This is a genomic window from Aeromicrobium ginsengisoli, from assembly GCF_004134905.2.
In the GTDB taxonomy this organism is placed as follows: Bacteria; Actinomycetota; Actinomycetes; order Propionibacteriales; family Nocardioidaceae; genus Aeromicrobium; species Aeromicrobium ginsengisoli.
The window spans coordinates 185,773-206,036 of the sequence record NZ_SDPQ02000001.1 but is presented as its reverse complement, the minus strand read 5'-3'; the positions used below and the strand labels follow the sequence as shown (position 1 = coordinate 206,036).

Sequence of the window (20,264 nt, the reverse complement as noted above, 5' to 3'; positions counted from 1 at the left end):
CGTTTGTGACATCACCATCCCGGTGACGACTTCGGCACACCTTCAACAGGCTGTCCCGAAATGTCTCACGCGTGCTGCCTTTCCTCCCGCTTGAGCATCAATTCTTCGACAGCACTCGGCAGCGTCGTCTCGAAATCGATCAGCTTCGCCCAGGTCGGCGTGACGACGATCCGAACCATGCCGTCGTGATAGAGCGAACGGACCTCCGCCTCCCACTCGACGCGTTGCTCGGCGGTCATCTCGTACGAGCTCGTCATCTGGAGGTACTCGTCCGGGATGCCGTCGACGTAGTCCAGCTCGGCAACACCGCGGATCAGCAGGATCTTGGGTGGGTGCACCTCGGTGTCGATGGTGAGGGCCACTGCCGGATTGGCACGGAGGGCGGCGAGCTTCTGCGAGTTCTTGGCGGTCGACATCACGATGGTCGAACCGTTCCAGGCGAATGCGATCGGAATCGCACGGGGCGTGCCGTCCTTGCCGACGTACGCCAGTCGGGTCACGTCGCGGGCCAGCAGCTCCTGGCTGTACGGCTTGTTCAGAACGTCGAAGACGTCATTGCGGTTCATGGTCAGCTCCTCACTTCGTGATCGCGTAACGCATGAGCGCCACGCCGTTCTGGAATCCGGTGGCCCCGACGAGCGTGAGGTCCTGCCGATCCTCGAACACGCGAGTGCCCGTGCCTCGTGTGGTCGGGCAGACCATCAGCCGGACCTCGTCGACGACGCCGGCCGTCAGCAGGGAGTGCATGAGCGTCAGGCTCCCCCACAGCCAGAGGTCCTTGCCGCTCTGCTGCTTGAGCTCGCGGATCGTCGCGACGGGATCGCGTGTCACCGTCGCGGCCGGGAAGTCGCCCCACGGCGCGTCTTCCAACGTGGACGAGGCGACGACCTTGGTCAGCCTGTTGAGCTTCTCGCCGTACTCCCCCTGGTCGTCGGCGTTCGGCCAATAGCCGACGGACTGGGCGTACGTGTTGGCGCCGAGGATCAGCGTGTCGACCGAGTCGATGAGCCCCATGATCGTGTCCTTGTACGCCGGCTCGGTCCTGTCGGAGAACGGCTCGACGGTCACGAAGCTGAGCCCGCCGTCCTCCTCCGCGGCGATGTTGTCGACGGTGACCCACTGCTGGACGATGAGCTTGCGCTGGTCAGTCATTTCCCGATGTCTCCTTGCGTTGATGGTCGCTTCACATCAGGGACGGCGCCGATCACGCGTTCTCGACATCGCCGGGAGAAGTTCTTCGCTCAGCCTCGTATGGCGTCGTTCAGCCGGGCTGCCTGACGGGTCAGGTGATCACGCTCAGCGAGGTTGCTGGCAGCGCGGGCCGCGTCGGCATAGAGCCGCGCGGCGAGCGTGAGGTCACCGGCGCGTTCTCGGAGGTACGCCTCGGCGGCCCGGTGTCTCGGGACCTCGCAATCGACCAGCTCGAGCGCGGCCAGACCCGCCTGCGCCCCGTCCGCCTCCCCCACCGCGACAGCGCGGTTGAGCCGGATGACCGGGTTGTCGGTGAGGCGGTCGAGCTCGTCGTACCACTCGACGATCTGCACCCAGTCGGTCTCGCCGACGGTCTGTGCGTCGGCGTGCAGGGCGGCGATGGCGGCCTGCGCCTGGAACTCGCCGAGGCGGTCGCGCGCCAGCGCCTCCTGAAGGATGGCGACACCCTCGCGGATCATGCCGGTGTCCCACCGGGACCGGTCCTGCTCCGCGAGCGGCACGAGTGCGCCCTCGGCTGTGGTGCGCGCCGCGCGGCGGGCGTGGTGCAGCAGCATCAGCGCGAGCAGGCCCGACACCTCTTCGTGGTCGGTCAGCGCCCGCACCTGGCGGGTCAGCCGGATCGCCTCCTCGGCCAGGTCGACCTCGCCGCTGTAGCCCTCGTTGAAGACCAGGTAGAGCACCCGCAGGACAGTCGCGACGTCCCCGGCCTCGTCGAGGCGTACGTCCGAGACGATGCGCTTGGCCCGGCTGATGCGCTGGGCCATGGTGGCCTCGGGCACGAGGTAGGCCTCGGCGATCTGCCGGGTCGTCAGTCCGCCCACCGCACGGAGCGTCAGCGCGACTGCGGATGCCGGGGTGAGTGAGGGGTGCGCGCACAGGAAGTAGAGCTGCAGCGTGTCAGCTGAGTCGGCCGGTCCCGGGGCGGGCTCTGCGGCCACGCGGTTCTCACGCGCGAGCCGTGAGCTCTCCGCCCGGGTCGCGTCGAGGAACTTGCGCCAGGCGGCGGTGATCAGCCAGCCCTTGGGGTCGTTCGGCGGATCGGTCGGCCACGTCGCCAGCGCTCGCAGGAGCGCCTCCTGCACGGCATCCTCCGCTGTCGCAAAGTCAGCACCGCGGTGCACCAGCACGCCCGTGACCGCGGGAATCAGCTCCCGCAGGAGGCTCTCGTTCATGGCTCAGTCAGCAACCGTGGGCGGGGCGCCGTACGACGGGCGCACCTCGAGCCACTCGCAGAGCGGCACGCCGCCCGGCCCCGGCGCGGCCGAGTAGTCCCCCGCGATCTCGACCGCGCGCTCGTACGACTCCACGTCGATCATGAGCCAGCCGGCGATCAGGTCCTTGGTCTCGGCGAACGGCCCGTCGGTGACGGGTGGCCGGCCCTCGCCGCCGTGCCGGACGAACGCGCCCTCGGGCGACAGTGCCATGTGGCTGACGAACTCCCCCGACTCCTTGAGCCGCTCCGCGAAGTCGCGCATCCACTGCACGTGTGCCTCGACGTCAGCCGGTGCCCACTGCTCCATCGGCGGGTAGTCAACGACAGGAGCCGGACCGCCTTGGTAGTGCTTGAGGACGAGGTACTTCGCCATGTGTCTCCTCCGCGAGTCAGGGTTTCTCGACATCATCCCCCACGCGGCAGCCCGTCACGCGACGGGGAAGTCGAAGTACGTGTCCGGGTACGGCTCGTCCGTCAGCGTGTAGTGCCACCACTCGCAGGCGTACGAGGTGAAGCCGCAAGACTCCATGACGGAGCGTAGGTGTCGGCGGTTGCCGACCTCGAGTGGTGGGATCCCCGGCGCGTCGTGGTGCGAGACGGCGTCCATCAGGTCGTGGTCGCCGCCCATGGGTGCCAGCTCTCCCGTCCGGAGGTCGTAGAGCGTGAGGTCGACGGTGCTTCCCCGGGTGTGGCCCGACCTGGCGGCGACGTAGCCCTGGTCGAACATGTCGGCTCGCTCGATGTTCGGGTAGTGCCTGGCCTTGGTGCGGCCGTCCTCCGGCAGCCGCGACCAGCGCACGAAGGCGTCGACCGCGCGCTGGGGCCGATAGCCGTCCCAGATCAGCAGGCCGAAACCGTGAGACGCGGCTTTGTCCCGCGCGTCCTCCAGAGCGGCGCACAGCGATGTCGTGCCGACGATGCGATTGACTTCATAGCCGTCGACCGGTCTGCCGGTGAAGTTGTCCCACGTGGCGTACTTGGCGTCCCAGCGGATGCCCGGCACCAGCTCGTCGACGTGGACAAAGTCCTCATGATGGCTGTTCATGCCTCCCAGTGAAGGAAATCCGCTGTTGCCGGCCCGTATGGGGAAATCGATACGCCGACGATAGGCACCGACCCACATATCGTCGGCGTATCCAAAACTGCATACGCACCTGCAACGCGCGGCCGCCTTGACTCGACACATGATTCACCGGTCCTCGGTACGTCCCGCAGTCCCTCGCCTGCAGCACCGCTCCCCTGCCGTGGCCACCGGGATCACGGCGTACGGCTGCGGACCGCACGAGACCAGGTTGTTCCGCGAGCTGGCAGCCCGTCTCGGCGTCACGGTCACGATCGCCGAGGAGGCCCTGAGCAGGGACAACGTCGAGCTGGCGGCCGGCACCCGCTGCATCAGCGTCGGCCACAAGGCTCGGATCGACGACTCGCTGCTGCTCGCGCTCAGCACTGTCGGCGTGGAGTATGTCTCGACCCGAAGCATCGGTGACAACCACATCGACGTGGCCTACGCAGCCAGCATCGGCATCAGGGTCGGCACCGTCTCGTACTCCCCCGACAGCGTCGCGGACTACACGTTGATGTTGATGCTGATGACGCTGCGCCACGCGACCTCCGTCGTACGCCGTGCGGATGCCCACGACTACCGGCTGCACGACGTGCCCGGCAGGGAGCTCAGGGACCTGACTGTCGGGGTCGTCGGGACCGGTCGCATCGGCGCGGCGGTGATCGACCGGCTGCGCGGCTTCGGCAGCCGGGTGGTGGCCCACGACGTGCGCCGCACCACCGCCGCCGACTACGTCTCATTGGACGAGCTGCTGAGGGTGAGCGACATCGTCACGCTCCACACCCCGCTGACCCCAGAGACGCATCACCTCCTGGACCACCGTCGTCTCGGCCGGCTGAAGCCCGGCGCGGTCATCGTCAACACCGGCCGCGGCCCGCTGATCGACAACGCGGCCCTGGTCGCCGCCCTCGAGAGCGGCCGGCTCGGCGGCGCAGCGCTGGATGTCGTCGAGGGCGAGGAGGGCGTCTTCTACGCCGACTGCCGCGACCGGCCTCTCACGCGCACGTCGTTGATGCGGCTCCAGGCACTGCCCAACGTGCTGATCAGCCCGCACACCGCCTTCTTCACCGATCACGCCCTCGCGGATGCCGTCGAGGACTCGCTCACCCACTGCCTGACCTACGAGAACGGACATCCCGCATGAGCAAGACCACGATCGCCATCCTCTTCGGCGGCCGCTCCGAGGAGCACCCGATTTCGGTCAAGTCGGCACGGGAGGTCGCCGCCAACCTCGACCCGGAGACGTACGAACCGGTCTACGTCGGGATCACGACGAGCGGCGCCTGGACCCTGTGCGACAGCCCGGAGCCCGGCTGGGAGACGACGGGCAGTCCTGCGGTGCTGTCGCCCGACAGCTCGGTGCACGGGCTGCTCGCCCTGGACGGTGACACGTACCGGACGATCCCGCTCGACGTGGTGTTCCCCGTGCTGCACGGCAAGCAGGGCGAGGACGGCGCGATCCAGGGGCTGCTGGAGCTGACCGGCATCCCGTACGTCGGCTGCGACGTGCCGAGCTCGGCGCTCTGCATGGACAAGTCCCTCGCGTACGTCGTCGCTGCCGCGGCCGGTATCGCCACACCGCGCCACTGGATCGTCTCTTCGAACGAGAACGTCGAGCCCGAAGGCCTGACCTATCCGGTGTTCGTGAAGCCGGCCCGATCAGGATCCTCGTTCGGCGTCACGAAGGTGTCGTCGAAGACCGAGCTGCTGAGCGCGATCGTCACCGCCAAGCAGTACGACGCCAAGGTGCTGATCGAGGAGGCGGTCGTCGGCAGCGAGGTGGGCTGCGCGATCCTCGGCGAGCGGTTCGGGCTGGTTGCCGGCGAGGTCGATCGCATTGCGCTCACGCACGGGTTCTTCCGAATCCACCAGGAGGCCGAGCCCGAGCGCGGCTCGGACAACTCGACCCCGATCGTGCCCGCCGACATCTCCGACGACGCGCGCGCCCTCGTCCAGGAGACGGCGAAGGCGATCTACCGTGCCCTCGGGTGCAAGGGCCTGGCGCGGGTCGACATGTTCCTGAAGGACGACGGCACTGTCGTGCTCAACGAGGTCAACACATTGCCCGGCCTGACGTCATACAGCCGCTATCCCCGCATGATGGCCGCCGCCGGGCTGCCGCTCGCCGAGGTCATCGACCGGTTGGTGGATCGGACGCTGCAGGGCAAGCGGCGGTGATCGCGCTCGTCGCCGCGACGGTCGCGGTGTCGGTGGCCAGCGTCGTGCTGACCGCCGCGATCGTCATGGTGCTGGGCGACGTGATCGATCGCCTCCGCCGGCGCACTTAGGGCCCACGACCTCACCGCCGCATCCGAGGATCGTGGGTCGGGTCGGCATACCTGGGCGGGCAGCCGGTCCCAGCGGCCTCGGGCCGCAGCTCGTAGTGCCAGGGCTCGTTGTCGTAGATCTGGCACAGGCCGTACGCGGCACCGTGGGTCGACAGCCATGCCTGCGCCTCCGTGCCGCCGATGTCGACGGCCCGGCCACCCACGTGGAGCGAGGTGTCGGGGGTAGCCACCCAACGCGTCGCCTCCGACCTCGAGCCGTACTTCGCGATCGCGTCGTCGAGCAGGCCCTCCTGGTACGCCCGGGAGCGCCAGCCGCTGTTGACGGGGAACCCGATCCCGGCGTCCGTCGCGGCGCGGCGCAACGCAGTCCGCAAGTCCTCGTCGAGCTTGGCCACGCCGGGAACGTCGTCGAAGACCGTCGCACCGTTGGGCACCCGCCCGTCGGCGATCCCTCGCGCGTTTCCGGTCCTGGTGTCGGACTGCGGTGTCGCCGACGAGGAGCGGGCGGCGAAGGACTGATATCCGAGGTCGGCGACGAGCACCGCGCTCAGGATTGCGAGGGAGGCCAGGACCGTCGACCGGGTCCGGCGTCGCGTGCTTGTGGTCATGGCCACCAGTCAAGGAAATGCGGCGTCGCCAGCACGTATGTCGAAATCAATACGCGGACGATACGGTCCGGCTCGTAGCATCGAGGAATGCGTGTCTTGATCGTCGAGGACGAGCCCTACATGGCCGACGCGATTCGCGACGGGCTGCGACTCGAGGCGATCGCCGCCGACATCGCCGGAGACGGCGACACCGCGCTGGAGATGCTGAGCATCAACGCGTACGACATCGCGGTGCTCGATCGCGACATCCCGGGACCGTCGGGCGACACGGTCGCCGAGAGCATCGTCGCGTCAGGCAGCGGCATGCCGATCCTGATGCTGACGGCTGCCGACCGGCTCGACGAGAAGGCGTCAGGCTTCGAGCTCGGCGCCGACGACTACCTCACCAAGCCGTTCGAGCTGCAGGAGCTGGTGCTCCGGCTCCGTGCCCTCGACCGCAGGCGCGGCCACAGCCGGCCGCCCGTACGCGAGATCGCCGGGCTGCGTCTCGACCCGTTCCGGCGCGAGGTCTTCCGCAACGGTCGCTACGTCGCACTGACCCGCAAGCAGTTTGCGGTGCTCGAGGTCCTGATCGCGGCCGAAGGTGGAGTCGTCAGCGCCGAGGACCTGCTCGAGCGCGCCTGGGACGAGAACGCCGACCCGTTCACCAACGCCGTACGCATCACGGTCTCGGCGCTGCGCAAGCGACTCGGCGAGCCGTGGGTCATCGCCACCGTCCCAGGTGTGGGATACCGCATCGACACCGCTCCTGAAGACAGGCGCGACGAGCATGGATAGGGAGCCGGGCCTGAGCGTTCGGCTCAAGCTCACCCTGAGCTACGTCGCCTTCCTGATGGTCGCGGGCGGGTTGCTGCTGACCGTCGTGTGGGTGTTCCTCCTGCGCTATGTTCCCGAGGTCATGATCGGCTCCGGACCCAACCGCTCGGACCTGCAGAACGCCTTCGTCCCGAGGGCAGCCCAGATGTTGGTGTTCCTGCTCGTGTTCGGGCTCGTCGGTGGATGGCTGCTCGCAGGCCGCATGCTCGCCCCGCTGTCCCGTCTCACGCATGCCACTCGTCTGGCCGCGGAGGGCTCCCTGTCCCACCGGATCCGGCTCGAGGGTCGCACGGACGAGTTCCGCGAGCTCGCCGACAGCTTCGACACGATGCTGGCGCGCTTGGAGGCGCAGGTCGCCGAGCAGCAACGGTTCGCAGCCAACGCGTCCCACGAGCTGCGCACCCCGCTGGCGATCACGCAGACGTTGCTGGAGGTGGCACGCAACGACCCCGATCGTGACAACGGCGAGCTGGTCGAGCGGCTCCACTTCGTCAACGCCCGGGCGATCGACCTCACCGAGGCCCTGCTCCTGCTGAGCCGCGCCGACCGGCGGTCCTTCACCCGCGAGCGCGTGGACCTGTCCCTCATCGCGGAGGAGGCCACGGAGACGCTCCTCCCACTCGCCGAGCAGCGTGGCCTCGCCGTCAAGACGTCCGGCGAGACCACCTCCACCATCGGCTCGCACGCTCTGCTGCTCCAGATGACGGTCAACCTCGTGCACAACGCGATCGTCCACAACCTGCCGGATCAGGGCACCGTATGGGTCACGACGACGGTCGACCGCCAGAGCGCGGTGCTAACGGTCGAGAACACCGGCCAGCAGCTCTCGTCGCAGGTTGTCCCGACGCTCACGGAGCCGTTCCAACGCGGCACCGAACGCGCCCGCAGCGACCACACGGGCGTCGGGCTCGGACTGGCGATCGTCAAGAGCATCACGCAGGCGCATGACGGGTCCCTGACCCTCGCACCTCGGGCCGGTGGCGGTCTCACCGTGACCGTACGGCTGCCCGTCGCGCCGCCTGAGTCTGACGAGTGACGCTCGCGCCCCAGGGTTGATACGTTCGATCGCATGACGTCCAACCTCCACTCGGTGACCTTCGACGCCAACGACGCGGAGCGCCTGGCGCAGTTCTGGGCCGCATTGCTGGGCTGGGACAGCGTCCCGGACGACGACGGCTTCCAGCTCGTGCCCACGGACGGAACGGCGTACCGGGTCAGCTTCTACCCGAGCCAGGAGCAGAAGACCGGGCCCAACCAGACCCACTTCGACCTGACGAGCGCGACACCTGACGAGCAACAGCAGACTGTCGCCAAGGCGCTCGAGCTCGGGGCCACGCACCTCGACGTCGGGCAGACCCCCGAAGAGGGCCACATCGTGCTGGCCGATCCCGAGGGCAACGAGTTCTGTGTCATTCCGGCGGGCAACAACTTCCTCGCCGACACCGCCTTCATCGGAGCGATCAACTGCGACGGCACGCAGGCAGTCGGCTACTTCTGGAGCGAGGCGCTCGGCTGGCCCCTCGTGTGGGACCAGGACGAGGAGACCGCGATCCAGGCGCCTGAGGGCGGCTCGAAGATGTCGTGGGGCGGGCCACCGGTCAACCCGAAGACCGGCAAGAACCGGATCCACCTCGAGATCGCTCCGCCGGTCGGCACCGACCAGGACGCAGAGGTCGAACGGCTGATCGCGCTCGGTGCCAAGCACATCGACATCGGACAGGGCGATGACGTCAGCTGGGTCGTCATGGCCGATCCCGACGGCAACGAGTTCTGCGTTCTGTCCCCGCGTTAGCTCCCTTGGGTGGCGTTGCCCTGCGCTCGTGCGGCACCACGGCATACCGTTGAGGCATGACGACCGCCGAGCACCGAGGCACAGGGCCCAAGCGGCTCGCCGTCGTCCTGCTGCTCGTCGCGTTGCTGGTCGCGGCCGGACTCGCGTGGCTGCTGAGGCCTGACGACGCGGGGGGCCGGCCGTTCGCGATGGGCTCCCCCACGCTCCAGCCGGTCTCTGTCCCCCAAGCACCCAAGACGTGCGGCGACCCGGCGACCGCGCCGTTCACGCCGACCAGCGTCACGATCCCGCACGTGGTCAAGAACGCCGATGTTCTCGCGCTGCCCCGCGACGGCAACAACGTGCCGGGGGTCCCTCCGACCTCGGCCAAGTTCACGTTCGCGTGGGACCGGCCGGGCATCAAGCCCGGGTCGGATCGTGGAAACGTGCTGCTCAACGCCCACACCTGGCCCGATGGCTCCGCCGTCGGCAACGTGATGCTCGACAAGCTCCACGAAGGCGACCGCATCGTCCTTCGTGGAGCCAAGTCCGAGCTCTGCTACACCGTGAGCAAGCGGGTCGAGGTGCTGGCGAGCAAGGGCTATCCGCCCTACTACGCCCGGGACGGCGTTCCCCAGATCGCGCTGATCGTCTGCTCCGGCCAGCGGCTCGGACCGGGCCAGTGGACGCATCGCACGATCTGGTTCGCCGATCCGACAGCCTGACCCCTCAGTGCCAGTTGCTGACGCGCTCGTCGTCGGGCGCCGGTGCTCCTGTGCCGGTCTCCAACAGCGCCTTCAGGCTCATGAGGAATGTCGCCCACTTCGTGCTGCAGTGGTGCATGAAGTCGCCGGGCTGCTGCCAACCGCGGTGGGCGAACATGATGATCGTGTAGTCGTCCTCAGTCGTGAGGTCCCAGCTGACGTGCGTGCCGATCCACTCCTCCGGTCCCGCGACAACCTCCCAGAGCACACGGTCGGCCGCCTTGGCCTCCAGCACGCTCATGTCGAAGCCGTTCGGTTCAGGCGCACCCTCGAAACGGAACTGGAGCACGCCGCCGGCATCGCCGTCTCCGCGTACGTCTCTGGTCCACCAGCCGGCCAGGCCCTCGATCGTGGTCAGCGCCTCGTAGACCGCCTCTTGCGATGTCGTGATTCCCACCCGATGCAGGATGTCCACCATGGTTCTCTCCTTCTGATCTCGAGCGGCCGCGGGCGCGGTCGCCTGGTCGTTCACGGTTCTGTGGTCCGGCTCTTGGCGATCGCCTCGGAGATCCGCTTGATCCGGTCGAGTCGCGCATCCCACGTACGTCCGACGTCGTTGAGCTGGGCGACGGCGCGGGCGAACTGCGCCTCGTCGATGCGGTAGCGCTTCTCCCGGCCGGCCGCGGTGGCCCGGACCAGGCCGACGCGGTCGAGCACGCCGAGATGCTTCGCCACGGCCTGGCGGGTCACCGGCAGCTGCTCGCTGAGCGAGGTGGCGGTGCCGTCGCCGCGCAGCATCAGGTCGAGCATGCGCCGACGGGTCGGATCGCCGATCGCCGACCACAGGTCGTCATCGATCGCGGTCGTCATGCCGCCTCCAGCCCCTCCGCGTACGTCTTGATGATCGGCACGAACCGGTCCCAGCCCTCGCTGTGCGAGAGGTAGCGCTCTTCCAGGACAGCGGCCTCCCACCCCCGCTCCCGGAATCCGGTCTCGCTGAAGCGGAGCAACGTGCCGGCGCCCGACGGCTCCAGCTCGAACGTCACCAGGTTGGAGTTGCCCTCGACCGCGCTCTCCCCCGCCGGATTGGTCCAGCGGAAGCTGAACACCCGCGGCGGATCGGCGACGACGACGCTCAGCTGCTCGACATGCGCCCTGGGGTTGTCGCCATCGGCCCACACGAGCTCGCTGGTCGATCCCGGCGCCGGCTCGAAGTCCGTGTCCACGCTCCACCACTCCCGTACGTGCTCGGGGGTGCTGATCACCTCGAAGACCACCTCCGGCGGCGCGTCGATGTGGATCTCACGGTCGATGCTGGCGTACTCCATGCGTCCTCCTGATATAGCAACCTTTGGTTGCACAGCAAGGTAGCATCACATGTCCAAATGCGCAACCATCGGTTGCGCAGACGTGCGTGTCACATACCGGCGCGCCGTCTCGTCACACCTTCAAGGACAGATTTCACGACGAGAAGGGTGAAGACGATGCGCGTGTTCGTGGCAGGTGGAGCGGGAGTTCTCGGGAGGCGGCTGGTGCCCCAGCTCGTGGCGCGCGGGCACGATGTGACCGCGACGACGACAAGCTCGGCCAAGCTGGCCTTCCTCGGCCAGCTCGGGGCGGAGGGCGTCGTGATGGACGGGCTGGACGAGGCGTCGGTCGCCGAGGCGGTCGCCAACGCCAAGCCTGACGTGATCGTGAACCAGATGACCGCAATCGCGGGCAAGCCGGACATCAAGCACATGGATCGTTGGTTCGCCACGACGAACCGCCTGCGCACCGAAGGCATCGACCACCTGCTGGCCGCCGCTGAGGCCAATGCCGTCCCCCACGTCGTGGCTCAGAGCTACGGCAGCTGGAACGGCGAGCAGACCGGCGGCTGGGTCAAGACCGAGGCGGACCCGCTCAACTTGATGCCTGGCACGGTCGCCAACGCCGGCATGAAGGCCATCCAGCATCTCGAAGAGGCGGTCCTCCAGGCGGACGGCGCGATCCTGCGCTACGGCGGCTTCTACGGGCCCGGCGCGACCGACGACCAGGTCGAGCTGGTCCGCAAGCGGCAGTTCCCGTTGGTCGGCAACGGCGCCGGACACAGCTCCTGGGTGCACCTCGACGACGCGGCGAGCGCCACCGTCCTGGCCATCGAGCAGAAGGCCAGAGGTGTCTTCAACATTGCCGACGACGACCCGGCACCGGCCAACGAGTGGCTTCCCCATCTCGCGGAGTGCGCCGGCGCGAAGCGACCCATGCGCGTACCCGTCTGGCTGGCCCGGTTGCTCGCCGGCCAGGCCGCGGTCCTGATGATGACCGAGGGACGAGCATTCGACAACGCCAAGGCCAAGCGCGAGCTCGGCTGGGAGCTGCGCTATCCGTCGTGGCGACAGGGCTTCAAGGAAGACCTGACGTGAGCTGCGCCCAGGACATCGACGGTCGGGCCGAGCTGCGACTCATGCTGTGGAGCATGGCGTTGCAGGTCTCCCGCGACGAGCCGTCGGCTCAGTCCTCGAGCAGGTCGATCGCACCTTCGGGGCAGGAGTCCGCGGCGTTGCGCGCGTCGTCCACCTGGTCGGCGGGCACGTCGATGGCTTGACCACGCGGTGTCACGTAGCCGTCCTCGTCGTACGTCAGAAGGCCTTCGGCCAGCGAGTAGCAGCGACCGTGACCACGGCAGATGTTGACGTCGACCGTGAGCTTCATGAGGCGACCTCCCACGTCAGCGGCAGGCTCAGCAGCGTCATCATCGCCCCGCCGCCGCGCTCCATCAATGGCGTCTCGCTCGCGATGGTGAAGTCGGGGATGACCTTCAGCCATTCCTCGACGGCGACCTGCATCACGCGGCGGGCGAGGTGGGCGCCAAGGCAGCGGTGCGGGCCACCGGCGAATCCGAGGTGGTTGTTGGCCTTGCGGTCCACGACGAACTCGTCGGGGTTCTCGTAGATCCGCGGGTCCCGGTTGGCACCGGACACGAGTCCGTAGACCATGTCTCCCTTGCTGAGCGGGCAGCCGTGGAAGTCGGTGTCCTGGGCGACCTTGCGGCCGTCGCCGAAGATGATCGTGTACATCCGCAGGGACTCCTCGACCGCCGTCGGGATCAGCTCCGGCTCGGCGATCAGGCGCTGCCGGTCGGCCGGGTTCTCGGCGAGGTGCCGGAACAGGTAGCCGAGCTGGCCCCGCGTCGTGTCGAGGCCGGCCAGCACCAGCACCGTGAGGATGTCGAGGATCAACGCGTCACCGAGGGGCTCGTCGTCGACCGTCGAGTTGACGAGCAGCGAGACGAAGTCGTCCTCACGCGGGGCAGGGTCCTGACGACGATCCGCCAGCACGTCCTCCCAATAGCCCCGGATGCCGCCGAGCGCGGCGCCCATCGCGGCCTGCTGCTCCAGGTCGCCACCGAAGCCAGCGAAGAACTCCTCGACCCACGGCACGAACAGGTCGGCGTCGGAGTTGGGCACCCCGATGATCGTCAGGAAGATCTCGGTGGGCAGGCGCATCGCGAAGTCGGTGACGAAGTCGCACGCCCCCTTGGATGCCAGGTCGGCGACGAGCCGGCGGCCGATCTCATGGGCCTCCGGCGTGATCCGGTTGATCGCGTTGGGGGCGAACCAACGGCTGATCAGCTGGCGGTACTTGGCATGGTCAGGCGGGTCGATCTGCGTGGGCACGAAGCGGTAGACCGGGTCCGGCTCCCACGGGGTGATCGACTCGCTGGAGAAGATCTCGGGGTGCTGATACATCTCGCGGACCTCGTCGTAGCGCGTGAACATCCAGTAGCCCTGCGCGTGGCTGTTGAAGAACGCCGGGCTGGCCTCCCGCAGCTCATTGGCCTTCGCCCAGTGCGCCCCCGCCTCGAGCGGCGCCGATGCGTCGAGATGGATGACCGGACAACCGGTCGGCACCCTCTGGGATATCTCGGTCTGCTCTTCAGCCGGACTGGTCATCACGGTCTCGCTTCCTCGTGCGCCGCGCAGTGCGTGGCCGGTGAGATCTTGAACCTGAATTCGGTTCGGTTTGTCGATCAGCACTGTAACGCGCCTCACACCGGCCCGCAATACCCCTGCGAGCCCCACGATGTGAGGCGGCCTGACGCGAGAATCTGTCAGGAAACCGGTTCGGCGATGAGTCGAAGGATGCGGTCCTCCGAAACGCCCAGAGCTGCGCTGACCCGCGCCATCCCCCACTCGTCGACGAGCTCCACGAGCGAGTCGCGACGCAACGCCTTGACCATCAGGTTCATCGCTTGCAGCGTCTCGTGTACGGTGCCGAGCTCGTCGAGTCGTTCGCGCGGAGGGAGGTCGCGGAGCCAGGCCTCCAGGCGGGACCTGAGCTTCTCCATGTGATCGATGAGCTGATGGTCAGTCATGGGTGCCTCGTGAACGTGGGAGTGACGACATGTCTGCTTCCGAGTCAATCACACGGCACGTCCTCGCTCGTAGGCCCCGGTGGCTCGCCGCGATAGCGTCGTGGCATGACGTCCGATGCGGCCGATTGGGACGCGATGTACGCCGAGCGAGGCTCGATCTGGAGTGGCGAGCCCAACGCGCAGCTCGTCGCCGAAGTCACGACGATGACTCCCGGCACGGCCCTCGACGTGGGCTGCGGCGAGGGCGCCGACGCCGTGTGGCTGGCTCAGAGGGGCTGGGACGTGACCGCCGTCGACCTCTCCGGCGTGGCGCTCGAACGGGCGCGCGGACATGCCTCAGCGGCCGGCGTCGAGATCGCGTTCGAGCGCGCCGACCTGGTCGCCGCTCCTCCGCCACCCGGCGGGTACGACCTGGTGTCCGCCCAGTTCTTCCACCTCCCTGACCCGCCTCGCTCCCAGGCGTACCGCGGACTCGGCGCAGCCGTCGCGCCGGGTGGGCACCTCCTCGTCGTGGGCCACTACCCGTCGGCGCACATCGGCAAGGACCACCCCGAGCGACTCTTCACCATCGACGAGGTAGTCGCGTTGTTCCCCGGCTGGCAGGTCGTCACCGCCGAGATCCGCGAGCGCACGGCGATGCATCATGGCGAGCTCAGCGACCTCGTCGACGGCGTCGTGCTGCTGAGGCGCGACGGCTAGGCTTGAGGTACGACCTGAAGGAGTGATCCTGATGAGTGCCAGCGACCGCAAGAGGCACGAATACCGGTCGCGCCTCGAGGCGGAGGCCACGGCGTCGGACGATCACGAGGACGAGCAGTCCGAGGCCGAGGCGCGAGAGAACCGGCTCGCCAACCAGGCCCAATGGGTCGAGCTCCAGGTCCAGCAGGCGATGCGGCGCGGTGACTTCGACAACCTGGCCGGCACCGGCAAGCCGATCCCGGACCTCGACGCACCTCACGATCCCGACTGGTGGCTCAAGCGCCTCATCGAGCGTGAACGCATCACCGGCGTGCTCCCGCCGGCACTGGCTCTGCGCACCGAGGACGCCCGCATGGACGAGACACTCGACCGCGAGACCACCACGGAGGGCGTCCGCCGGGTGATCGACGACTTCAACGCGCGCATCGTCGAGGCACGCCGCCAGCTGCAGGGTGGCCCGCCGGTCATCACTCGCCTGCGTGACGCGGACGACGAGATCACGGCGTGGCAGGAGCGCCGCGTCGCGCGGGTCGCTCGCCAGAAAGTGGTGCTCGAGCAGATCCGACGCGACGAGGCAGCCACGGCTCGTTCGTCCTGGTGGCGCCGGCTCCTTTCCTGGCTCAGTCCTCGGCGACGCCGCCTCGTCTGATGCCCGTCGGTGGCGACAGGCACACTGGGCTCATGGTCGCGGCGTCCGAGGTCTCCCTCGTCCGCGAGCTGCGCCTCGACTCCCCCATCAACGTATGGCTGACCCTGAGCCTGCTCAGGCGCGGCCCGGGTGACCCGACGACCCGTCGCGACGGCAACATCCTCTGGCGCACGAGTCGCATGGCGAGCGGCCCGGTGACGTACGCCCTGCGGCAGGTCGAACCGACGCTCGTGCGCGCAGAGGCGTGGGGTCCCGGCGCAGCGGAGCTGCTCGACGGCCTGCCGGGTCTGGTCGGTGCCGAGGACGACCCTTCGGGATTCCGGCCTCAGCACCCGGTCCTGATCGACGCCTTCCGCCGCCACGCCGGGCTTCGGACGCCGCGCACGGGACGCGTCCTCGAGGCCTTGATCGCCGCCGTCATCGAGCAGAAGGTGGTCGGCCTCGATGCGTTCGCCGCCTGGCGCCGCCTGCTGCTCCGCTTCGGCGAACCGCCGCCGGGGCCTGCTCCGGCCGGCTTGCGCGTGTTCCCGGCTGCTGAGCAGTGGGCCGCGATCCCGTCGTGGGAGTGGCACCGCGCCGGCGTCGACCCGCAGCGCGCCCGGACGGCTCAGGCCTGCGCCCGCGTCGGCCTTCAGGTCGATCGTCTTGCAACGACGCACGCTGCCGACCACGAGGCGGTCTATCGAGGCTTGCGGAGCATCCCCGGAGTCGGGGTGTGGACCGCCGCCGAGGTCGGCATCCGGGCGCTCGGCGACTCCGACGCCGTGCCGTTCGGCGACTATCACGTCGCCAAGGACGTCGGCACCGCCCTGCTCGGCCGCCCGATCGACGACGTGGAGCTGGCCGAGGTGCTCGAGCCCTGGCGGCCCCACCGTTTCAGGGTCGTCCAGCTGATCCGTCTGAGCCCGTTCGCGACCCGCGAGCGGCGCGGGCCCCGGATGCCGCGGGTCGATCACCGGCACATCTGAGGAGCTCGCGGAATGAATGCCGATCGCAACTGGTTGGGGATGACATGACGACGACCGTGCAGGCCGTGACGCGCAAGCAGATCGACGCCGAGATCCGCCAAGCCCTTGCCGCGATCTACCTCGCCGCCTATGGAGATCCGAGCCTGCCCGAGAGCCAGCTCGATGCCGACAACTTCGTCAGCTCGACGATCCCGCGTCACTCACGCCGGGCAGGCTTCCGCCTGATCCTCGCGACGACGGACGGTCAGGCCTCCGGCTACGCCTATGGGTTCACGGGCAAGCGCGGACAGTTCTGGAGCGACTGGCTATCCGGCGCGGCACCGGCGGACATCGTCGAGAACTGGGTCGGCGACCACTTCGAGCTCGTCGACATCGTGGTCGACCCGAGGCATCGCGGACAAGGCATCGCCGGTTTGCTGCACGACCGTCTCGTCCACGACCTTCCGCAGCAGAAGGCGCTGCTGGCCACCACCCCTGACGGCGGTGCAGCGGCGCGGCTCTACGACGGCCGCGGCTGGCAGGTCCTGGTCCCCGAGATCGACGGCGCCAAGGCGCTCTACGGACTCGACCTCGCCGACCGCACGGCTTGACCGTGGGGTGGCACCCCTACAGTGACCCCGTGAGCCGCTTCCCTGCGTGGCTGCGGGTCGCCGCGGCCCTGTTCGCCGTTGGCTGGGGTGCCAATCAGTTCGCCGCGATGCTGCTGGTCTATCGCGAGGAGGACGGCGCCTCCAGCGAGGCCGTCACCGCATTGTTCGGGGCGTACGCGCTGGGTCTCGTCCCGGCGCTGCTGATCGTCGCACCGATCTCTGACCGGATCGGTCGGCGCCGCGTCATGCGGCCCGTGCTCGTCCTGTCGTTCATCGGCACGGTCATCCTGCTCGTCGGCGGCGGCCACCTCGGAGTGCTGCTCTTCGGCCGCCTGGTGGCGGGCATCGCCTCGGGTGCGGCATTCGCGCCCGGCAGCGCCTGGGTCAAGGAGCTGTCGGCCGACGGCCCGCCCGGCACGGGTGCTCGACGCGCGGCGCTGGCCCTGTCGGCCGGCTTCGGCTCCGGGCCACTCGTCGCCGGCATCTTCGCGCAGTGGCTACCCGGGCCCACCGTGCTGCCGTACGTCCCGCACCTCGTGCTGATGGTCGGCGTCATCGCGCTCGCGTGGCATGCTCCGGAGCCGTTCGTGCCGAGATCCAAGGACGAAGGCCGCCGCAGGTCGGAGGTCTGGCAGGCGATGCGGTCCCGGCGGTTCCTGCTCGGTGTCACGCTCACGGCGCCGTGGGTGTTTGGCGCCGCAGCGACGAGCTTCGCGACGATCCCGACCTTCGTCGACATCGGCGTCGCACCCGTCGCGGTAACCGGAGCGCTGACCGGCCTCACCTTGTGGACCGGCGTCGCCGTGCAGCCGCTGGGCAAGCGGCTCTCCGATCCGCGCCTGATCATCGGCGCCGGGCTCGCCGCAGGCGCCGCAGGGCTGCTCACGGGCCTGTTGCTCGCCTCGTCGGGCGCCACGTGGCTCGTCGTGCCTGCGGCGATGCTGCTCGGCACGGCGTACGGGCTGATCCTGGTCGGCGGGCTGACGACGGTCGAGAGCCTGGCCCACCCCGACGATCTCGGCACGCTCAACGCGGTGTTCTACAGCCTCACCTACGTGGGCTTCGCCGCGCCGCTGCTCAGCACCCTGGCGCTCAACGCGATCTCCCCCGAGCAGCTCATGCTGGCCGGGGTCGCGATGATCGTGCTGACCGCGCCGTTGGTGCTGCTGTCGCGATCTCGCCGCGCCGTCATCGCCCCGGACCGGGTGCCCCGATGACCGAGACGACGTTGCCCGACGGATCGGTGAACCAGGCGATGTCGGGTCCGTTGCCCTTCATGACACCGTCGTCGTCCTGCGGCATCCCCTCGTAGCGTTTGAACGAGACACCCCGCTCGGAGAGCTCGCGCACGGCGGCCGAGACGTCCTCGACCGGCAGGTTGAGCACCGTGAACGACGCCGGCACATGCGCCTCGCCCTTGGGATAGACCAGCACGTGATGCCCGTCGCCCAGGGCGAGGTGCAGCATGCCCTCCGACTCCTCGACGTCCAGTCCGATGACGTCGGCGTAGAACGCCTTGGCGGCCGGGACGTCGGAGACGGAGAAGCCGCTGAACGGTGTGCCGTACGTGACCATGATGCGTCCTTTCGGTGTTCAGGGTGCCGAGACGATCGCCTGGGTGACCTCGACGGGCTGGCTCAGCGCAGCCAGATGGCCGCCGGGCACCTCCGTGACCTCGATGCCGAGTCGCTCACGCGCGACCCGTTGCTGGAAGGCGTACGGGAAGAACCGGTCGCTGCGCCCGGCGAGGACCGTGGTCGGGATGTCGGGCCAGGCGTCGAGACCCCACGGTGCGGCGAAGATCGCGTCGGACTCGCCGTGCTCCCCGTCGCCGAGAGCGGCGAGCGCGTCGGCGGGGACATCGTGCAGGAAGTAGGTCTCGAGGTCGAAGTTGGCATCCGGGTCGCGACCCTCACGGATGTCGTGGTCCCGCCTCGCCTCGCCCGAGCCGGTGGCATCCCACCACTCCCCTGCGGTCTCGCCCGGGAGCGGGATCATCGCGTTGAGCAGCACGATGCGCGACGTCGGCAGCCGGTCGGCCGCCCAGGACCCGCTGAACCCACCGATCGACTGGGCGACGAGCACGACGTCGTCGATGCCGGCAGCCGCCTCGACGATCAGGTCGACGTACGCCGGCAGACCCTTGACCGGGTCGTCGCCGGGCAGGTCGACGGCGATGCTGGGCAGCCCGCGCCCGTCGAGCTCTCGGCGCACGAGGGCCCAGTAAGCCGCGACGCCTCCGGCACCGGGGACCAGGACATACGTCGGCTGGGCCATGTGCCGATCGTATGCCCCGCGACCGACGTCTAGGGGCTACTCGAACGGTGCAGGATCGCCGGCACCGACGCGTACGACCTCGGCATAGCCGTCGGAGAAGTCGACCACCGTCGTCGGCTCGGCGATGACGTCGGCGCCCGACTCGATGACCGCGTCGACCTGACCGTCGAGGGCATCGGCGATCTCCCACGCCGTCGTCATCGGCTCGGTGCCGCCCGGCAGGATCAGGGTCGTGGAGAGCATGGGCTCACCGAGGGCGGTCAGCAGCGCCGTCACGATCCTGCTGTCAGGAATGCGTACGCCGACGGTCTTCTTCTTCTCGTGCAGCAGCCGCCGCGGCACCTCGCGGGTCGCCGGCAGGATGAACGTGTAGGGCCCCGGAGTCGCCGCTTTGACCGCGCGGAAGATCGCGTTGTCGACGTGCACGAACTGGCCGAGCTGGGCGAAGTCCTTGCACACGAGCGTGAAGTGGTGCTTGTCGTCGAGCTGGCGGATCGTGCGGATGCGGTCGAGGGCGTCCTTGTTGCCCAGCTGGGCGCCGAGCGCGTACCCAGAATCGGTCGGATAGGCGATGAGCCCACCGTCCTGGATCACGGCTGCCGCCTGGTCGACCGAACGCTGCTGCGGGTTGTCCGGGTGGATGTCGATGAAGCGGGGCATAGAAGTGAGGCTAGCCCCACTGGCCGGACATGACGAAGGGCCGCGCACGATGTGCGCGGCCCTTCGCTCAGCTATTTGAAGATGCTGTAGCCCCCCGGCCCGACGACGCACGCGACGACCAGCAGCACGATGCCGATCAGAATGTCTCCGCGGACGAGACGCAGTACTCCGTAGATCGCGATGATCGCCGCGATGATCCACAAGATGAACGCCATGGGTGTTCTCCCTCTCTTCAGGGTGACGGTGGCCACCGCAGAGAGCACTACCCAGCCGCGTCGTCCTCAATCACGGGCCATGTGACCTGGGTCACGTATATGCGTTCCGTCATGCGGACAGTTCGCCACGTGCTGGGACGGCGCACAGGGGCGACCTATTCTGGAGCGCGGACG

28 protein-coding genes are annotated in these 20,264 nt (G+C 68.7%); 12 read left to right on the top strand and 16 right to left on the bottom strand.

Annotated features, from left to right (window positions below; all coding sequences use genetic code 11):
- Window positions 1-65 precede the first annotated feature (65 nt).
- The 5 genes from ESP70_RS01135 to vanX all read right to left on the bottom strand — a co-directional run bounded on the left by ESP70_RS01135 (window position 66) and on the right by vanX (window position 3,470).
- Window positions 66-566, bottom strand: coding sequence for a pyridoxamine 5'-phosphate oxidase family protein (locus ESP70_RS01135; protein WP_149687552.1), 501 nt, complete (start codon window positions 564-566; stop codon window positions 66-68).
- Between the two features lie 10 nt (window positions 567-576).
- Window positions 577-1,152, bottom strand: coding sequence for a dihydrofolate reductase family protein (locus tag ESP70_RS01130; RefSeq protein ID WP_149687551.1), 576 nt, complete (start codon window positions 1,150-1,152; stop codon window positions 577-579).
- 89 nt (window positions 1,153-1,241) lie between these two features.
- Window positions 1,242-2,384, bottom strand: coding sequence for an RNA polymerase sigma factor (locus ESP70_RS01125; protein ID WP_149687550.1), 1,143 nt, complete (start codon window positions 2,382-2,384; stop codon window positions 1,242-1,244).
- 3 nt (window positions 2,385-2,387) lie between these two features.
- Window positions 2,388-2,798 carry a YciI family protein gene (locus ESP70_RS01120; protein ID WP_149687549.1) on the bottom strand — a complete coding sequence of 137 codons (411 nt, stop codon included), beginning with the start codon at window positions 2,796-2,798 and terminating at the stop codon, window positions 2,388-2,390.
- Window positions 2,799-2,852: 54 nt separating this feature from the next.
- Window positions 2,853-3,470, bottom strand: coding sequence for a D-Ala-D-Ala dipeptidase VanX (gene vanX, locus ESP70_RS01115; protein ID WP_149687548.1), 618 nt, complete (start codon window positions 3,468-3,470; stop codon window positions 2,853-2,855).
- Window positions 3,471-3,609: 139 nt separating this feature from the next.
- Here vanX and ESP70_RS01110 point away from each other — a divergent pair, with 139 nt between their 5' ends.
- Window positions 3,610-4,632, top strand: coding sequence for an NAD(P)-dependent oxidoreductase (locus ESP70_RS01110; RefSeq protein WP_149687547.1), 1,023 nt, complete (start codon window positions 3,610-3,612; stop codon window positions 4,630-4,632).
- On the top strand, window positions 4,629-5,666 hold the full coding sequence (gene vanA / locus ESP70_RS01105; protein ID WP_149687546.1) for a D-alanine--(R)-lactate ligase: 1,038 nt from the start codon (window positions 4,629-4,631) through the stop codon (window positions 5,664-5,666). The genes ESP70_RS01110 and vanA overlap by 4 nt, the downstream gene beginning before the upstream one ends.
- A 121-nt stretch (window positions 5,667-5,787) precedes the next feature.
- On the opposite strand, the gene ESP70_RS01100 is transcribed toward vanA, so the two are convergent.
- Complete coding sequence (locus ESP70_RS01100; RefSeq protein ID WP_149687545.1) at window positions 5,788-6,384, bottom strand: M15 family metallopeptidase; 597 nt, start codon at window positions 6,382-6,384, stop codon at window positions 5,788-5,790.
- 87 nt (window positions 6,385-6,471) lie between these two features.
- Here ESP70_RS01100 and ESP70_RS01095 point away from each other — a divergent pair, with 87 nt between their 5' ends.
- From ESP70_RS01095 to ESP70_RS01080, 4 genes are read left to right on the top strand one after another with little or no spacing between them, the layout of a single operon-like run.
- Complete coding sequence (locus tag ESP70_RS01095) at window positions 6,472-7,161, top strand: response regulator transcription factor (RefSeq protein WP_149687544.1); 690 nt, start codon at window positions 6,472-6,474, stop codon at window positions 7,159-7,161.
- Complete coding sequence (locus ESP70_RS01090) at window positions 7,154-8,236, top strand: sensor histidine kinase (RefSeq protein WP_149687543.1); 1,083 nt, start codon at window positions 7,154-7,156, stop codon at window positions 8,234-8,236. The genes ESP70_RS01095 and ESP70_RS01090 overlap by 8 nt, the downstream gene beginning before the upstream one ends.
- Before the next feature lie 33 nt (window positions 8,237-8,269).
- On the top strand, window positions 8,270-8,992 hold the full coding sequence (locus ESP70_RS01085; protein ID WP_149687542.1) for a VOC family protein: 723 nt from the start codon (window positions 8,270-8,272) through the stop codon (window positions 8,990-8,992).
- Window positions 8,993-9,048: 56 nt separating this feature from the next.
- Entirely contained in the window at window positions 9,049-9,696 is a 648-nt protein-coding gene (locus tag ESP70_RS01080) for a class F sortase (RefSeq protein ID WP_149687541.1), read from the top strand.
- Window positions 9,697-9,700: 4 nt separating this feature from the next.
- Here the strand turns inward: ESP70_RS01080 and ESP70_RS01075 are convergent, their stop codons facing one another.
- From ESP70_RS01075 to ESP70_RS01065, 3 genes are read right to left on the bottom strand one after another with little or no spacing between them, the layout of a single operon-like run.
- Window positions 9,701-10,153 carry an SRPBCC family protein gene (locus ESP70_RS01075; protein WP_149687540.1) on the bottom strand — a complete coding sequence of 151 codons (453 nt, stop codon included), beginning with the start codon at window positions 10,151-10,153 and terminating at the stop codon, window positions 9,701-9,703.
- Between the two features lie 50 nt (window positions 10,154-10,203).
- On the bottom strand, window positions 10,204-10,545 hold the full coding sequence (locus ESP70_RS01070; protein WP_149687539.1) for an ArsR/SmtB family transcription factor: 342 nt from the start codon (window positions 10,543-10,545) through the stop codon (window positions 10,204-10,206).
- Window positions 10,542-11,003, bottom strand: coding sequence for an SRPBCC domain-containing protein (locus ESP70_RS01065; RefSeq protein WP_149687538.1), 462 nt, complete (start codon window positions 11,001-11,003; stop codon window positions 10,542-10,544). The genes ESP70_RS01070 and ESP70_RS01065 overlap by 4 nt, the downstream gene beginning before the upstream one ends.
- A gap of 156 nt (window positions 11,004-11,159) precedes the next feature.
- On the opposite strand from ESP70_RS01065, the gene ESP70_RS01060 reads away from it, so the two are divergent.
- Window positions 11,160-12,080: an NAD-dependent epimerase/dehydratase family protein gene (locus tag ESP70_RS01060; protein ID WP_149687537.1), complete on the top strand. Its 921-nt coding sequence runs from the start codon at window positions 11,160-11,162 to the stop codon at window positions 12,078-12,080.
- Window positions 12,081-12,168: 88 nt separating this feature from the next.
- On the opposite strand, the gene ESP70_RS01055 is transcribed toward ESP70_RS01060, so the two are convergent.
- The 3 genes from ESP70_RS01055 to ESP70_RS01045 form a co-directional block, all read right to left on the bottom strand.
- The gene (locus ESP70_RS01055; protein WP_149687536.1) at window positions 12,169-12,369 is read right to left on the bottom strand and encodes a ferredoxin; all 201 of its coding nucleotides are present in this window, start codon (window positions 12,367-12,369) and stop codon (window positions 12,169-12,171) included.
- On the bottom strand, window positions 12,366-13,610 hold the full coding sequence (locus tag ESP70_RS01050; protein WP_149687535.1) for a cytochrome P450: 1,245 nt from the start codon (window positions 13,608-13,610) through the stop codon (window positions 12,366-12,368). The genes ESP70_RS01055 and ESP70_RS01050 overlap by 4 nt, the downstream gene beginning before the upstream one ends.
- 158 nt (window positions 13,611-13,768) lie before the next feature.
- On the bottom strand, window positions 13,769-14,032 hold the full coding sequence (locus ESP70_RS01045) for a hypothetical protein (protein ID WP_149687534.1): 264 nt from the start codon (window positions 14,030-14,032) through the stop codon (window positions 13,769-13,771).
- Between the two features lie 105 nt (window positions 14,033-14,137).
- On the opposite strand from ESP70_RS01045, the gene ESP70_RS01040 reads away from it, so the two are divergent.
- From ESP70_RS01040 to ESP70_RS01020, 5 genes are read left to right on the top strand one after another with little or no spacing between them, the layout of a single operon-like run.
- Window positions 14,138-14,731, top strand: a complete 594-nt coding sequence (locus ESP70_RS01040) for a class I SAM-dependent methyltransferase (protein ID WP_149687533.1) — start codon at window positions 14,138-14,140, stop codon at window positions 14,729-14,731.
- 31 nt (window positions 14,732-14,762) lie between these two features.
- Complete coding sequence (locus ESP70_RS01035) at window positions 14,763-15,380, top strand: DnaJ family domain-containing protein (RefSeq protein WP_149687532.1); 618 nt, start codon at window positions 14,763-14,765, stop codon at window positions 15,378-15,380.
- A 32-nt stretch (window positions 15,381-15,412) separates the two neighbouring features.
- Complete coding sequence (locus ESP70_RS01030; protein WP_149687531.1) at window positions 15,413-16,348, top strand: DNA-3-methyladenine glycosylase family protein; 936 nt, start codon at window positions 15,413-15,415, stop codon at window positions 16,346-16,348.
- 44 nt (window positions 16,349-16,392) lie between these two features.
- Entirely contained in the window at window positions 16,393-16,938 is a 546-nt protein-coding gene (locus tag ESP70_RS01025; RefSeq protein ID WP_149687530.1) for a GNAT family N-acetyltransferase, read from the top strand.
- 29 nt (window positions 16,939-16,967) lie between these two features.
- On the top strand, window positions 16,968-18,155 hold the full coding sequence (locus ESP70_RS01020; RefSeq protein WP_149687529.1) for an MFS transporter: 1,188 nt from the start codon (window positions 16,968-16,970) through the stop codon (window positions 18,153-18,155).
- Here ESP70_RS01020 and ESP70_RS01015 read toward each other — a convergent pair.
- The 4 genes from ESP70_RS01015 to ESP70_RS19925 all read right to left on the bottom strand — a co-directional run bounded on the left by ESP70_RS01015 (window position 18,127) and on the right by ESP70_RS19925 (window position 20,090).
- A complete protein-coding gene (locus ESP70_RS01015) occupies window positions 18,127-18,513 on the bottom strand; it encodes a VOC family protein (RefSeq protein WP_149687528.1) in 387 nt (128 codons plus the stop codon). The two genes, ESP70_RS01020 and ESP70_RS01015, sit on opposite strands and share 29 nt — an antisense overlap.
- Before the next feature lie 18 nt (window positions 18,514-18,531).
- Entirely contained in the window at window positions 18,532-19,215 is a 684-nt protein-coding gene (locus ESP70_RS01010; RefSeq protein ID WP_149687527.1) for an alpha/beta fold hydrolase, read from the bottom strand.
- 36 nt (window positions 19,216-19,251) lie between these two features.
- The gene (locus ESP70_RS01005) at window positions 19,252-19,875 is read right to left on the bottom strand and encodes an L-threonylcarbamoyladenylate synthase (RefSeq protein ID WP_149687526.1); all 624 of its coding nucleotides are present in this window, start codon (window positions 19,873-19,875) and stop codon (window positions 19,252-19,254) included.
- Between the two features lie 71 nt (window positions 19,876-19,946).
- Window positions 19,947-20,090, bottom strand: coding sequence for a GPGG-motif small membrane protein (locus ESP70_RS19925; RefSeq protein WP_188110428.1), 144 nt, complete (start codon window positions 20,088-20,090; stop codon window positions 19,947-19,949).
- Between the last annotated feature and the right edge of the window lie 174 nt (window positions 20,091-20,264).